This window comes from Legionella anisa (assembly GCF_001467525.1).
Classification (GTDB): Bacteria; Pseudomonadota; Gammaproteobacteria; order Legionellales; family Legionellaceae; genus Legionella; species Legionella anisa.
Genome location: NZ_LNXS01000022.1, coordinates 253,886 through 269,027 on the forward strand (window position 1 = coordinate 253,886; position 15,142 = coordinate 269,027).

Below are 15,142 nucleotides of genomic sequence, written 5' to 3' on the forward strand. Positions count from 1 at the left end.
GAAAACGATATGATTAAAACACGTATTTTATTAGGTATTTAAAGGTACGTTTTTGAGGTATTAACTAGGACTCGCCTCTAAACTATATTCATCTAAAGCCAACAATATTTTTTCCTCAAGTGTCTTAGCTTTTCCTAGCGGTTTATTCACTCCATTGACAATAATTGAAAAAATAAAAGTCTTGTCGTGTGGATTAATAATAAAACCAGATAATGAAGAGATATCATGCATTGAACCCGTTTTGGCATAAACTTTTTTCTCGAGCATGGTTTTCTTCATTCTATCCTTTAGAGTTCCTGAAACTCCTGCTTGCGGTAAGGCTTTAAAGAAAATAGTTTTCATATCTTTATCATGATAAAGATCATTAAGCAAAATCACCATTTGTTCTGGAGTCACCAAATTATAGCGTGTTCCTTCGCCATCAACGATCTCCATTTGCGATAAATCCAGATGCGTATGCTCAGATAATATTTTTTTAATAGCATATGCCCCTTCTTTATGAGTCCCTTTTCCAGTTAAAGAGTAACCTAATTTTTTGGTAAGGCTGTTTGCATAAAGATTATCAGATTGTTGTAACATATGCGCAATCAATTTACTGAGTGTTTTTGATTGAAAACTGGCAACAAAATGAGTATCAGTTGGCGTTACTCCTGTAACAATTTTTCCTTTCAAAGCAATACTATTTTTATCAAAAGTTTTTTGGATCACTTGTTTGACAAATAACATAGGATCGGGGATAGCAAGTTCTATTAATTTTGGATTTTCTTCTTGGATCTTACAGCCATATAAGCGAATAGTATTATTAGGTTTCACTTCAAGATTCAGGCTGCAATGATCTTTTTCCTCTTCTTTACTCACTGTAACCACTTCATTAACAAGAGTCAGTACTTTGGGCTGGTTTTTCTTTAGTTTGATCGTTACAGGTTTTTCTAATTCTTTTGCACTGCTCAATTCATAAGCTACTTTGTTTTCATTTAATATTGCTGCTGTATCTGGGGCAGCATAATACCAGCCTAAATCATCATACGATGTGCCACTTGGATAATATGGATCCTGATATTGCGAGCTATCAATTATCACATTTCCCTTTATTGCGTCTACGTTATTTTTTTTCAAATGAACCAATAATGAAGCCAAATTATCTACGGTAAAAGACGGTGAGCCTGTAAAATGAATATAATAATCTTGTTCTTTTTGAGAAAGTGTTGTTATAAAACGATAGTCTGGCTTTAATTGATACAGCGCTGCTGCCGCTGTAAGCAACTTCATGCCACTGGCTGGAGCAAGTAATTTATCTGCATTTCGACTGTAAACCACTTTCCCCGTCTCTGCTTCCTTAATGAGAATGCCAACGGTTGCATGAGGCAATTTCTGCGCAATAATCTCATCTATTTTCTCTGAAAGCGTTTGAGAATTTCCTATTTGACTCAAGAAAAGAGCAGCAAAGAAACATAAATAATTAGAATAACGCACGACATGTACCCTATAAGAAACATAAAACATAGCTTTACCCATTCAGAGTAGAAGTGCAACCCCTAATTACCCTAATTAAGGTATTTTGACTCACATCATGATCTGGATTTCATTTTATTTTTTAAGAAAATATACTTGATATGAGAACATAAGGACGCTTCTCTTTATCCAACCAATGAAGTAGTTTTAATAGATGGGGCTCATCCATAGCAATGCATCCATATGTTCCAGAATGAATTGATCGCCACAAATGTATAAAAATAGCACTTCCTGCTCCAGGAATTACAGGATTCATGTTGTAATTAACTACCACACCTATTCTATATACATCAATGAGCATCGATTCGTAACTTTTGGCGTTTGTATTTCCCTTCACCCAGGTATTATAAGCGCTATGGGATACATCATCTATAAATTTATCATCAGCAGTAATGTATTTAAAATCCATTTTAAGTGCTAGAGGCTCTGATCCAAAAGCATCGCCCAAAGGGTATAAACCAGCAGGAGTTCTCATATCACCTTCTTTTTTTTCCCCTAAAGGAGCTATCCCATTCTTACCCACTACTGCCGGAAAAGAGCTCCATACCTGCATCCATACATGACCTTGTTTTTTACAAGCAGTAACCTCGGCTGCAAAACCTTTTATATGATTTACCAGAATCACTTGGGATGAAGAATCAGGAACATTTTGTAAATGAGCAACACTACAAAGGTCAGCAGAACTTTTAGTGAGCGGTACATATAGATAAATTAAAAAGAACAAAAGTACCAAAAGAATATATGCCAACTTAGATTTTATCATTTTATAAAATTAAATGAGGACTATCAGGTTTTATAAAACTTCGCGAAAACGCTTCCGGTGTAGTTCCTTTTGTGCTGAGCTCATCAAGATGAATCATCTTAAAGTAAGATTTATTCGCCAGTGAACTTACATCTGGATTTTCCGGATAATACTTAAGCAACGGAAAAAACAATGATTGTCCAATGACATAACGTTTATCTTTGCTTTCAGGAGAAAGCCCCCAAAGATTCTGATACGTGATTGCAACTAGTTCATGATTGTTTACAGGCTTATTCCCTAAATAAAGCATCACATGACCACCAATATAAATAAGTGTCATCAGGGGATGTCCCTGCACTTTTAAAGCGCTGATTCGTTCATCAACTGTATTTTGAGTTAGATCAATACCTGAGCCTAATTTTGCCTGTTGTGCCGAATTGCGCGGTAACCAAATACCAAATGGAGTAAAAATACTCTTTAATTCTTGGGAGCAATCATTAAAAAAGAAAGCGCCTCCCCATCCATAAGGACGATTTTGTAATTGCTTCATGATCTTAGCCATATTCTTTTTCGAGGCTTCAAGAGGCATCAGACTTGCAGATTGCGATGTCACAAATCCAGTTTGAATCACTGCCTGTTGATCTGCATTTTTTATTGGAATCAAGATAGAAATATAATTTTCATTACGATTATGAAATGGAAATACTGCACCTATATAGCCCGCAAACTGAAAGTTTTGATGTTGATTCACAATGCTCGCTTCTGTTTCAGTGATTGCCACAAGGCCCTTTTTGGCTGCGCTATTCCACTCATTAATAAATCCACTTGAAGCATAAGCAATGTCTGAACTTTTTACCCAGGCAAAATAAGCATCTGGGGTTAGTACCAATGACCAAGATTTATCTTGTGATACAGTGAATATATAGAGAGGTGTTCCTGCCCAAATTACTGATTCTTGTAAATTATCGAACGGGAAACCTTGACCTGGCATCGTGAAATGAAAAAAATCCGGAGCATGATCCGGAAGCGCACGTGCAAAAGTATTATTTACTGCAATAGCACGGTTCTTTTCGTTATATCCTAACCCTTCAATTGCAGGTAAGTCCATATTGTTTTTGATACGATTTAGCCAAACTGCATCATGTTCTTTAAAGTTTTCTGCAAAATGCCGTTCTTGATCGGATTTATTTTGATTGTCATATTCGGCTAATAATTCCAGCTCAATCTTTTTAACCACGGGCAGAACGGAATTTACCATCTTCTCGTTCCAGGGAGAAAGGCCTTCACCACGATCAGAATAATAGTGATTATAAAACTGTTGCAGTTGCCCCTCTTGATACGCTTGCTTTAACAGAGAAATATCATAATCATCGCTGTCTGAAGGAAAATAATCATTAATATTTTGAGAATACGATTTTATCGAAAAATCATAAATTGGTACTTCAGTTGCGAAAGAAACTGACAGAAAGCAAATCCCTAAAAGTAAAAAAACTCGCTTGATTAAATATCTGAAGTCAAATAATCCCACCAACCACATATAAAAATCCAACAAAATATAAATTCCGTGCAATTATATCATTAAATAAACTTTATGTAAGAATTTTATCCTCTAAAATTTCAGTTGACTCTTCTAACATAACGGTAACATGCTCATGTTGCATTGGACTGAGTAATCGTTGGGACGAATAGAGAATAAAAATACTCAAGGGCAGCAAACTTAAGAGATCAAAAGGAAACTTTAAAATACCTATGCCACCAAAAACACCCATATAGGAAACACTAAGTATGGTAACCATATAAAATAAAAACCAGTATAAAAGCGCGCTATTATCCCAAGAGTTTTTACGATGATAAACACAATAAATTAAAATACCCATAAGCAAAGCAATATCCAGCTTCCATATAATTGAAAATCCACACCAATACAGCATTAAATTACAAAAATAAAATGCGATATGTGAACAAACTATCGCTCCTGAAAGTCTAAAAGGTCTTGGAGTTAACGGCTGTAATTTCCGCATCGCTAAAAGACATATAGGGCCAATACTGTAAGAAAGAATACTTGCAGAAGAAAGAAAAGCGACCAACTTCTGCCATCCAGGAAAAGGAAGAAAAGATAACATTCCAACTAATAAGTTTGCATAAAGAGTTACATAAGGAATTTTATGACGATTTACCTTTAAAAAGATTTTGGGTAAATGATCATTTAAGGCCATTCCATATAAAATCCTGGACGTTGCAGCAGTATAAACTAAAGTTGTCCCAAAAGGAGAAAAAGCGGCATCAATCATCAATATAGTTGCCACAACACCTAGACCTAAAAGCAAAGTCAAACCCACTAAAGGCCCGCTATCGCCTGGGTAACTTAAGGCATGCCAACCCTGAGTTAGATATTTCTGAGGCACTGCTGCGAGAAAGCTCAATTCCAGCATGAAATACAAAACAAAACCAATCAGCACAGCACCTAAAATAGCAATAGGAATATTTCGTTGTGGATTTTTTACTTCTCCTGCCAGTACCAAACCGTTTTGAAATCCAGTGAACGCAAAGGCAATACCCCCAGCAGAAAGCGCAGTAAAAATATTCACCCAACTTTCTTTATCCGACAAACTAATTGTGACATTATCCATGGTTGGTGCGACGTGAAGCAATGAAACAATTGCAATACTTGGTAATATAAATTTAATGATACTTGCATATTTATTACATTCAACAAGCAACTTAATTCCGTAAGAGTTCAATATGACGACAAAGAGCATGATAGCCATTGCAGCAACATAACCATATCCTGAAAGAGTGAATGTTGTTGAGTTTTTGTCAATTAATATTGGAAAAAAATGACTTGAATACTGCAGAATTGCCTGTATCTCTATTGGAGTCATAACAACATAAGACAACCAAGATGTCCACGCGAATAAAAAACCAACTTCTTTTCCATGGGTAAACGTTGGATAATTAGACATGCCGCCAGAAATTGGAAACATTGTACCCAACTCACATAAAGGCAAGGCAATAAAAATCATAAAAACAGCAGCAATAACCCAAGAAATCAATGAATTGCTACCTGCCATTTGCGCACTAATAAACGGGCTAAACAACCACCCCGATCCAATCATCCCCCCGGCAGAAACAATTAGAATGTTAGTCGTTGAAATATCCCGCTTTAACATGAAAATCCCCTATGATGCAAGCAATATTTCAATTTAGCCAGAAAGTTGTTCATTATACAAGTTCTAATAAATTTAAGAGTGTAAAAGACTTATCATGAGGCAGCTGCGCTGCCTCAAAAGAAAAGGGAAAAAGGGTTTAAGGAATAAAAGCCCGAACGCACCTAACCCGAAGATCGCTGCCCTTAAGGACGGCGAGCTGGGCGCCACCGAGGAAGTCCTGGAGCCACGCGTCGAAGTCGTCAAATTCCGTTGAACTCCAGTAGACGACATCGGCAAAACCGCCCAAATTATTCGTATGTAAAGTGCTATATAAGTTAGGGTTGGTAGTGCCACAACCTGCATCCAGACCTATACCTACAAACCGTCCAAGTTCGCAAATCGCTGGCATGAACCAGTCAGTAAATCCCTGGTCAACTTTATTCAAACAAGCTTGCGTCCCCGGATATTGACCTACAGGGGTTGCAAGAACATTGGTATTGGCAAGTCCATCCGTGATACTATCCGCCGCTGTGTCATCTGATACCGTTGCCCATTGGAATTCAAAGTCGCCCGGACTTTCTTCCTCATCTGTCAATGCCGCTACTTTCCCGCCAATACTGCCGGTATTAGGGGTGGAGTCATCAACAGAAAATAAAAAGCCGCCTTGGTAAATACAGCCATATCCTAGTACCAAAACATTGATGTTCGTTGCGGGCGCATTAACGGCGGTTACACTGTAACCGTGGTTGGCACAGGCTGAGTCCCTGGTGATGTGGTACAGGCATTAGCAGTGATATCGGGGCTGGCCGTACCACCCGGGGTGATGATGATGTCACAGGCCGCGCCGGCATTTAATGTGCCCATGCAGGTATTGCTGGTAATCGAGGTACCGGCTGGGAATCCGGATGTACTCACCTGTACGTTGTTTGCTGGTATTGAGCCCGTATTTACTATTTGGATGATGCGTGCATTGCCAGTCAATGCAGGGTCGGCTCCAGGACTGTTGATTGACAAGGTCAGGTTTTGCGTGAGAGGAGACAGCGTTGCCTGACCAAGCCCACTTGAACCGTATGGTTAGCCTGGATATTGTTCAATTGATAGCTGGTACCGCCATTTTGTACCACATTGCCATCAAGCAACCACTGATTGACCCCGAAGCCCGCATTGGGTGTTGCCCTAAACGTCAGGCTGCTGCCGGCATTGACAACTTGTGGTATTGCAGGCGAAATCGCTCCGTTCGCGCCCGCCGATGGCGTGACGGTGAATTGCTGAACAGGGGGCTGCTGTGCCAGATGAATACGTAAAATATTGGCCGAATTCGGCTGGTAACACTGCAAGTCATTGCCCTGCTGGCACAATACCGGACCACCCACAACATTTCCCTGCAAGCCTGAACCATTCACGTTAAGTATCAGTGTACAGACTCCTTTGCCGGGAAGCTGGCAGGGTGTCCCCTGGCTCACTCCTGCAATGGGTTTCATCACTAACGTCTTGGGCCTGGAAGACTGATTATGCACCGTATAGATAACCTGCGCACTAGCCCCTTTGGCTACGGTAATATCGGTCAGTGTTTGCGGTACAAAAGTCCATAAGGGCTTGGCAGCCTGCACGTCGACAACATCAGGCAGGAGAAAAAGGCTGTAAGTAGGGCATTTCTAAAAAAATGTCTTTTGTTTCTCATGGTCTCAGTCCTTAAGCCACGTAAGTAAGATTAAATAACACCCCATTGGTGTAGAGGTGATTGAGCGCTAATCCTGAGTTCATCGTCTGCCCAAAGGCTCGACCCAACTCGCTTTTGCCCCAGTCGGCAAACTCATAGCCCGCACCGATTTGCCAATGGTCATTCAAGGCTTTTTGCACCCCGGCACCCAGTGTATAGGTGAAGGCCGTTTTCGTGTGGTCTGCAAAATCAGGATTAGGTAATGCCTCAAAAATCAAAGGCGTATTGGTGAAATCATGGGCACGGTTAAAGCCCACGCCTACACCTACACTTGCACTCAGCCAGGGCATGAGCCAATATCTATTCAGCAACAACTTGCCCTTTACCGCGACGCGACCGTTCCATATTTTGTATTGGTAGCTGTAATTCTCAAACTCAGGACTCGCATCGTCCCATATCACTCCCTGCAGCTTGGCATTGCCCGTGATGGCACCTGCTACTCCCAACTGACCCAACCATTGAGGAGTCAATGATTTTTGGATTCCTAAAAAAAGCTCGCCTGCGGCGAGCGCATTGCTGGATTTTCTCGCCACATACGTCTTTTCAATTTCAGGCGCCAGAAAGAAAGTCTGTGTCTCGCCACCCCTTGCCCAAACAGGACCCGCGCTCACAGAACCTACCCAGGTCCAGTCTTTAGCAGGCATAACAGGCCCCATGGTGCCCGCCATGGATTGACTGATGAGTCCGCCAGCGGTTAATGCAGAAAAAAAGAAACAACGCTTCATAAACACCCCTTGCATTATAAAAACGAGGGAAATAACAACAATTAGCCGCAATTGATTTCAATGACAAGACAAAAAATGCACTAGAAAAAGGGCATACGATTTAAACAGAACAGGGGGGTGAACAATACAGAGAAACAGAATAAAAAATAATGGAGAAAAATGAAAAGAAATGAACACCGAGTGCTAACTGTTGCTTGCTGGCTGCGCTCACAGTATTGCTCATCGCCAACAAATTTTTGATTTCTAATAGGTGATTCATTCCTTGCATCAGTAATCCTTTATTTTTTACGTCACATTTTTGGTATTGAAAAACTATTTTAAAGTTTAAAGTATGATAAGTTATTTTCTTATTTGAATCAAAATCCTGATTCATTGTCCCCAGATTAAATGATCTGGGGATTAAAATGACTCGTAGTTTGAACTAGAACATTAAAGCCTTTTGTAAAATTTCGGCACCTTTTTGCAAAGCATTTTCTTCTTCAGGCGCCATTTCAGGAATGAAAACCTCTTTTATACCTTGACGACCTAGAACACTGGGTAAAGAAAATGTAACTTTATATTGGTCATGGTAGGAGCCGATAGGAATAACAGATTGTTCATCACGCACAATAATTTCCGCAATCCGCGCACAAACCATTCCTATGCCATACTGACTGGCATTATTTCCTTCAATAATTGTAATGTTGGCAAATTTTACCTCATGTTCTATATGCTGTTTGAATTGCTCCAAATTCTGCGTCAACAAAGAGGACAACGGTTTGCCGCCTATCTGAACTGTAGACCACAGAAATACGGATGAAGTACCATGTTCGCCAATGACGTATGCATTGACATCCATTGGATTGATATTGAAATGTTTGGCCAGATGAAAACGAAAACGAAGCTTATCAAGATAAGTTCCTGCACTAATGATTCGCTGATGTCCTGCTAGTTGACGCGCAACATCGGCTAATGGATCAGGTGGATCGCTGACAATCATAATGAGTGCATCTGGAGATGCTTTGACTGCTTTAGGAATAATGTCTGCAAATATTTGCGCGTTAGTGCCCAGTAATTTAAGTCGACCTTTAGGGTCATTCCTATCCGTAGCCCCGCCTGTCTTTTCATTGACACCTGCGGTCACCATGATTAACTCCGCATGGTGTAAATCAGCATAATCTCCTGCATAGACAGTCACTCTTGGTGATAAGAGGGCCCCATATTGCATGTCCGTTGCCACCGCTTTTGCAAGTTCACGATTTTTATCTACTAAAACCAGCTCCTGCACACATCCACGCATAACGGTTGCCATCGCACATGCTTTTCCTACGCTTCCTGTCCCTATAATTGCGATTTTCATCAGTGCTCCTTGTTAGACAGCTGTTTGTAAGTATAGATCACGAAACAAAGTATCTTTTATCACGTTACTTGAAGTCCATTTCATAATAACCAGGCCAGATAAAAATACCTGAGTTAGTTAAAAATTTCCGCTGTTACTAAGAATGTTAGTTGGTGTTGGCGGATGGTCAATGCCTAATTCATCTTCATGATACCCAGAGCTGTCTTCCGGAATATCTGATTCAGTTTTTATTACTAATTTAGAAAGATGTGTTTGCTTACCACCAGTATTTAGCACACGCATTGTTCCATATGCACCATCCAGATTTTGCTCCAGAAGTGCATCTGCTTCATCGACTTTCCAACCGCTAATTTCCAAGTCTCGTTCATTTACTTTTTCTGCATCGAGTTCATAGTTCTGATTTAGTTCCGCATAAGGCACATATCGTACATTCATTTTTCCAGGTGTGTGTTGATCTACTTGAATCCTAAATGGCAGCATAAACAGTTCTTTTTTCCCATTTACATCAAATGCCATGAGTGCCTGGCTTTCAGCAAAGTCTAATGCATCATCTTTTCGATGCTTTGCTTTATAACTAGGAAAAAGCTTTGTTAAAGTATCTCGTATAGAATTACCATGACCTACAACGATCATATCGCGCCGGTCAGTATTATTTATTTCATCTACTATCTCTTTTGCTAACCCATTTTCTCTTTGTGCGTCTGTTGTATGAGTTACATCAGAGGACTGTGATGTTTCATCAAGTACTCCGATAGTATCCAATGCCGCTTGTTTTGCCTTCCTATTGTCTTCTAAAGTGCTTCCAAAAACAGCGTAACGAATAAATGAGAAAAAAAGCAAAGCTCGATGAAAAAATTTCACATCAGAAAATGGATTAAGCAATGGACCATATTCACGCCAATTCATAATATCAAATCCGGAAGGCCCTTCAGCAATTTCTGTTATTTCACGTGAGGATTTGGCTGTTACTTTTTTGCTATGAGTACGTAGGCCTTCAATAAAATTTGCGGCGGTTACAGTAGCCCGTGTCATAGTAGAAAATACAACGCGAGCATCATCTTTTTGATTATGCAAAAGCACTGAGTAATCAAAATGCTTCATATTCGCATCGGCGGCTGGATTAATATTTGCATTCGGTTTGAATCCATACCCTTTATCTGCGTTTGTACATTCTCCATGTCGAAATAGTTGAATGACTTTAAAATTATCAGCATCATTCGAGCAGGCTTTTTTAAGGTAAGTTTGCGTTAACAAATACAAATCAATTGTTAATTGTTGATTATCCAGTGCAGTAGGGGCGGATAATTGGTTATATTGTTCTATACGTTTCTGTATGCTTTCTTGGTAATCTTGCAGATTCTTATCTTGTGGTTCTGCGTTAATTTTTGTTTGTGACATCTTATTCTCATTAAATTTACTTCATAAGTGTAAATGATAAAACATTTACCTTATGTGATTATTAAATGACCAATAAAATAATATAATCTTAAGTACTACAGGGGGATGCCCCTGCATCTGAAATATAGGGAATTATCGTGATTAGGAGCAGCATATCGATTTGTTTTCAGCAATAATCGAATAGACTTCATTGTCCCCAATGACTATATGATCGAGTAAACGGGCATCAACCAATTCCAAGGCTTCACGGATGCGCTCAGTCACGACGATATCCTGATGGCTGGCATCGGATAGGCCTGATGGATGATTGTGGGCGAGAATGAGTGCTGCTGCATTAAGTTGTAAAACGCGTTCGATGATGGGTCTTGGATGAATCGTTGCGGTATTGATTGTACCGGAAAAGAGTTCTTCATAGGCAATGACGCGATGCTGATTATCAAGAAATAAAGCAGCAAAAGTTTCATTTTTATAATCGCGCAAACGTTTTTTTAAATAAGCATAGGTTTGTTTGCTGTTGGTGATTTGGGTTTCTTTTTTTAATTGAATAAAATCACTACGCCGACACATTTCCTTGATTGCTTGCAACTGGGCATACCGCACCTCACCCAAACCCGATACTTGTTTGAAACTTTGTATGTCGGCATTAAGAACGGCGCGTAAATCACCCAAATGTTTGAGGAGGTCAAAAGCTAATTGCACGCAGGATTTTTTACTGGTTCCGGAACTGATAAAAATTGCGAGTAATTCAGTATCTGAAAGGTTTTGCGCGCCATACGTGAGAAGTTTTTCACGCAGATCGAACTGCCGTGTTGATTGGACAACCGTCATTTTTCTATTCCTTTATTGCGAAGTTTATGCTTTGATCGGAGCTATTCTTATCAAAAACGTTGAGTCATGCAAGATTTTATTGGGAAAAAAGTATTGCTTGGGGTTTGTGGCGGGGTTGCTGCCTATAAATCAGCGTACCTGATTCGCGAATTAACTCGAGCCGGTGCAGAAGTAAAAGTGGTAATGACGCAATCCGCCCAGGAATTTGTGAGTCCTTTGTTGATGCAGGCTTTATCAGGAAACGATGTGCGTACTGATTTATTTGATGCTCAGGCAGAGCGTGCCATGGGACATATTGAATTAGCACGTTGGGCGGATTACTTGGTTATTGCTCCTGCTTCTGCCAATTGCCTTGCCAAACTCGCACAAGGTATTGCTGATGATTTACTCTCTACTTTATATCTTGTTGCTGAAGTGCCCGTGATTGTTTGTCCTGCCATGAATCGCAGCATGTGGGCACATCCTGCAACCCAAGCTAATTCTAAGCTTTTACAAGAACGAGGAGTGATTTTTGTTGGCCCTGAAGAGGGGTCTCAAGCATGCGGTGAGCAAGGTTTGGGGCGCGTAAGTGAAGTGGAACACATCATGAGTGCTTTACGTTTATATAATGTACACCAGCTGTTGGCGGGGAAAAAAGTACTTGTGACCGCAGGACCTACTCGTGAACCTATGGATCCGGTTCGCTATATCAGCAATTACAGTTCTGGGAAAATGGGCTATGCTATGGCAGAGGCTGCTGCGATGGCAGGAGCACAAGTTACTTTGATTAGTGGACCAAGTATTTTACAGGCTTCAGCGAACATTAAGCGGATTCTCGTCCAGTCGGCACAAGAAATGCTGGACGCAGTAATGCAGGAAATGCCAGCAGGTGTTATATTTATAGGAACAGCTGCTGTTGCTGATTATCGGGTTGAGTCGCCTGCGTCTGAGAAAATGAAGAAAAAAAATCAGGATGTAATGACGCTTAAGTTGATAAAAAATCCCGATATTCTCAGTCGTGTTGCTGATTCAGCTAGGGCTTCTTGCGTGGTTGGATTTGCTGCTGAAACCACGGATGTTGTGCATTACGCCACCGAAAAATTACAGCGTAAAAAACTGGATATGATTGTGGCAAACTCAGTAGGAAAAGGACTTGGATTTGACAGTGAAGTGAATCAAGTTACTGTAATTACAAAAAACAAGCAAATCGAATTACCCTTAACCCATAAAACACGGTTAGCTGGACAAATTATTGCAATCATTGCTGCAACTCTGCAAAATGATGCGCATTAATATTTTATAGGAAAAATGATGGCCCAAGCGATTCAATTAAAAATTCTTGATTCTCGAATAGGTGATACTATTCCGCTGCCTACGTATGCAACTCATGGTTCAGCCGGATTGGACTTGCGTGTTTGTATTAATGAGTCGATTCAAATTGCACCGCAAGAAACGGTGCTATTGCCAACAGGATTGTCAATTTACATTGCTGATCCTAAGTTAGCGGCTGTGATTTTACCCCGCTCAGGCTTAGGACATAAAAATGGTATTGTTTTAGGGAATTTAGTTGGTCTCATTGATTCTGATTATCAAGGAGAACTCAAAATTTCTTGTTGGAATAGAGGGATTGAACATTTTACAGTAAATCCTGGTGAGCGTATTGCGCAATTAGTTTTTGTTCCAGTTGTGCAAGCTGCTTTTGAAATCGTTGAGGCATTTACCGAAACCTCCAGGGGTGAAGGTGGATTTGGAAGTTCAGGGAGACATTAAATGAAATATCAGCAAAAGCAAGTTACTCGTTCAGTGTTCCGTGCTTATGACATCAGAGGCATAATTGGACAGGAGTTGGATGAGAATGCTTTTTATAGTATTGGACTCGCCCTAGCCTGTTATTTGCGTGATTTGCAGCGTCAGCAAATTTTTTTGGCACGTGATGGTCGTCTCACAAGTTTTGCTATGGCTTCCGCCTTAAAACAAGGATTGCTGGACAGTGGCATCGATGTATTTGACTTAGGTGCGGTTCCTACTCCGGTAATGTATTTTGCAATTCATACTCAAGACATTGATTGCGGATTGATGGTTACAGGAAGTCACAACCCAGCAAATTACAACGGTATTAAAATGGTCTTGTTGGGTAAGACGTTAATGCAAGAAGATATTGATATTTTATATCAACTGGTTCTTGACGGTAAGCGTGTTGCAGGCCAAGGTAAGGACATGGCATTCGATGTATTGCCTACATATGAGCAACGCATTCGAAGCGATATAAAAATCAAGCGTCCATTAAAAGTGGTGGTTGACTGTGGAAATGGGATTGCTGGTCCGATTATACCTCAAGTGCTCAGTGAGCTAGGTTGTGATGTTATTCCGCTGTATTGTGATGTTGATGGTCACTTTCCTAATCATCATCCTGATCCAACCATTGAGGCTAATTTAGCTGATTTGAAAACTGCAGTAGCAGCCCATAAAGCAGATCTGGGTTTAGCTTTTGATGGTGATGCCGATCGCTTAGGTTTAATCACAAATAAAGGTGAAATGATTTGGCCTGACCGTTTGATGATGCTCTATGTTCGTGAGTTATTAACTCGTCTTCCCGGAGCTACTGTAGTTTTTGATGTTAAATGCTCCAGTCATTTAGAAGCTGTGATCAAAGAAGCAGGGGGCATACCCAAAATGTGTCCTACAGGTCATTCCATTGTGAAACACGTGATGAAAAAAGAAAAAGCAGCTTTGGCTGGCGAAATGAGCGGCCATTTGTTCTTCAAAGATCGCTGGTATGGATTTGATGATGCTCTCTATAGTGCCTGCCGTTTACTTGAAATCATTAGCGCATCGGATATGACTGTAAGCGAGCAATTTGAAGCAATTCCCAATAGCATCAATACGCCTGAATTGAAAATTGCTATAGCTGATGATGAGAAGTTCCAGTTTATGAAACGATTTAATGAAATGGCTGAGTTTCCTCAGGCACGTGTTATTGCAATTGATGGATTACGTGTTGAGTTCGATAAAGGATGGGGTCTATTACGTGCTTCGAATACTACTCCGTGTCTTGTTGCTCGTTTTGAAGCAGAAGATAAAGACAATTTAGAACAGATAAAGCAGTTATTTAAGAAACAAATGCATTTGTTGGATGACACATTGGAGTTACCATTCTAGGGTCTGTTTACATTGGGCTCGATCTGGTGAAATGGAAATGGGCCTATGTGGTTTAGAGTACTAGGTTATAAATAGATTCTAAAATGACGCATAGGCCTGAGAAAATACCGCTTATACTCTGCGGATATCCCCGCGAACAAGTTGCTGAATCTTCTACACATCGTTGAAAAGCCAGTCCAGCTCTATTCCGATGTCCCGCCGATAAGCCCTGAGAGTTCTTCACAAAATTTAACCAGGTAGAATGTCATTTGTTGCCCGTTATCCCTGCGTAGGCACACTACTGTCCGGTAAAAGGAAAAAGAATAGTTGCACGTCCTTGATAAAACACCAAGAATGGCATCCTAAATCCCTATTTAGATCAAAGATGTACTGTGAAAGATAGCGTTTTTCAAGAACCATTAAAATCTAATTTTTTTGTAGACTCCTCAGCATTCATCTAGGCACATCACTTAATCTTGCTTCGATCTGCTCCCTCTCCCGCGCAAGGAATTTGAATAGTAAGATACTGCGGGAAGAGGGTTGGGGAGAGGGCGTTGGACAAATCGATACTGAGACACCATGCAAAAATTTTGCGAAAACAGAGCACTGATA

At 40.3% G+C, this 15,142-nt stretch carries 13 protein-coding genes; 3 read left to right on the forward strand and 10 right to left on the reverse strand.

Annotated elements, in window-relative coordinates:
• Positions 1-60: 60 nt before the first annotated feature.
• The 10 genes from dacB to radC form a co-directional block, all read right to left on the reverse strand.
• Positions 61-1,503: a D-alanyl-D-alanine carboxypeptidase/D-alanyl-D-alanine endopeptidase gene (dacB, locus tag Lani_RS08420; RefSeq protein ID WP_019232378.1), complete on the reverse strand. Its 1,443-nt coding sequence runs from the start codon at positions 1,501-1,503 to the stop codon at positions 61-63.
• A 91-nt stretch (positions 1,504-1,594) separates the two neighbouring features.
• The gene (locus tag Lani_RS08425) at positions 1,595-2,275 is read right to left on the reverse strand and encodes a L,D-transpeptidase family protein (RefSeq protein ID WP_040521993.1); all 681 of its coding nucleotides are present in this window, start codon (positions 2,273-2,275) and stop codon (positions 1,595-1,597) included.
• Between the two features lies 1 nt (position 2,276).
• Complete coding sequence (locus Lani_RS08430) at positions 2,277-3,791, reverse strand: SH3 domain-containing protein (RefSeq protein ID WP_019232380.1); 1,515 nt, start codon at positions 3,789-3,791, stop codon at positions 2,277-2,279.
• 52 nt (positions 3,792-3,843) lie between these two features.
• Entirely contained in the window at positions 3,844-5,424 is a 1,581-nt protein-coding gene (locus Lani_RS08435) for an APC family permease (protein WP_019232381.1), read from the reverse strand.
• Between the two features lie 136 nt (positions 5,425-5,560).
• Positions 5,561-6,097 carry an Lcl C-terminal domain-containing protein gene (locus tag Lani_RS20590; RefSeq protein ID WP_019232382.1) on the reverse strand — a complete coding sequence of 179 codons (537 nt, stop codon included), beginning with the start codon at positions 6,095-6,097 and terminating at the stop codon, positions 5,561-5,563.
• 322 nt (positions 6,098-6,419) lie between these two features.
• Positions 6,420-7,013, reverse strand: coding sequence for an InlB B-repeat-containing protein (locus Lani_RS20595; protein WP_019232384.1), 594 nt, complete (start codon positions 7,011-7,013; stop codon positions 6,420-6,422).
• Between the two features lie 82 nt (positions 7,014-7,095).
• Positions 7,096-7,848, reverse strand: a complete 753-nt coding sequence (locus Lani_RS08445) for an outer membrane protein (RefSeq protein WP_019234513.1) — start codon at positions 7,846-7,848, stop codon at positions 7,096-7,098.
• A gap of 421 nt (positions 7,849-8,269) precedes the next feature.
• The gene (locus tag Lani_RS08455; protein WP_019234511.1) at positions 8,270-9,187 is read right to left on the reverse strand and encodes a lactate/malate family dehydrogenase; all 918 of its coding nucleotides are present in this window, start codon (positions 9,185-9,187) and stop codon (positions 8,270-8,272) included.
• Positions 9,188-9,304: 117 nt separating this feature from the next.
• Positions 9,305-10,585, reverse strand: a complete 1,281-nt coding sequence (locus tag Lani_RS08460) for a hypothetical protein (RefSeq protein WP_019234510.1) — start codon at positions 10,583-10,585, stop codon at positions 9,305-9,307.
• Between the two features lie 141 nt (positions 10,586-10,726).
• A complete protein-coding gene (gene radC, locus Lani_RS08465) occupies positions 10,727-11,413 on the reverse strand; it encodes a RadC family protein (protein ID WP_019234509.1) in 687 nt (228 codons plus the stop codon).
• A gap of 66 nt (positions 11,414-11,479) precedes the next feature.
• Here radC and coaBC point away from each other — a divergent pair, with 66 nt between their 5' ends.
• From coaBC to Lani_RS08480, 3 genes are read left to right on the forward strand one after another with little or no spacing between them, the layout of a single operon-like run.
• Complete coding sequence (coaBC, locus tag Lani_RS08470) at positions 11,480-12,685, forward strand: bifunctional phosphopantothenoylcysteine decarboxylase/phosphopantothenate--cysteine ligase CoaBC (RefSeq protein WP_019234508.1); 1,206 nt, start codon at positions 11,480-11,482, stop codon at positions 12,683-12,685.
• 18 nt (positions 12,686-12,703) lie between these two features.
• The gene (gene dut, locus Lani_RS08475; RefSeq protein WP_040522983.1) at positions 12,704-13,162 is read left to right on the forward strand and encodes a dUTP diphosphatase; all 459 of its coding nucleotides are present in this window, start codon (positions 12,704-12,706) and stop codon (positions 13,160-13,162) included.
• Positions 13,163-14,551 (forward strand): phosphomannomutase/phosphoglucomutase, encoded by a 1,389-nt coding sequence (locus Lani_RS08480; RefSeq protein ID WP_019234506.1) that lies wholly within the window; start codon positions 13,163-13,165, stop codon positions 14,549-14,551.
• The last annotated feature ends 591 nt before the right edge of the window (positions 14,552-15,142 follow it).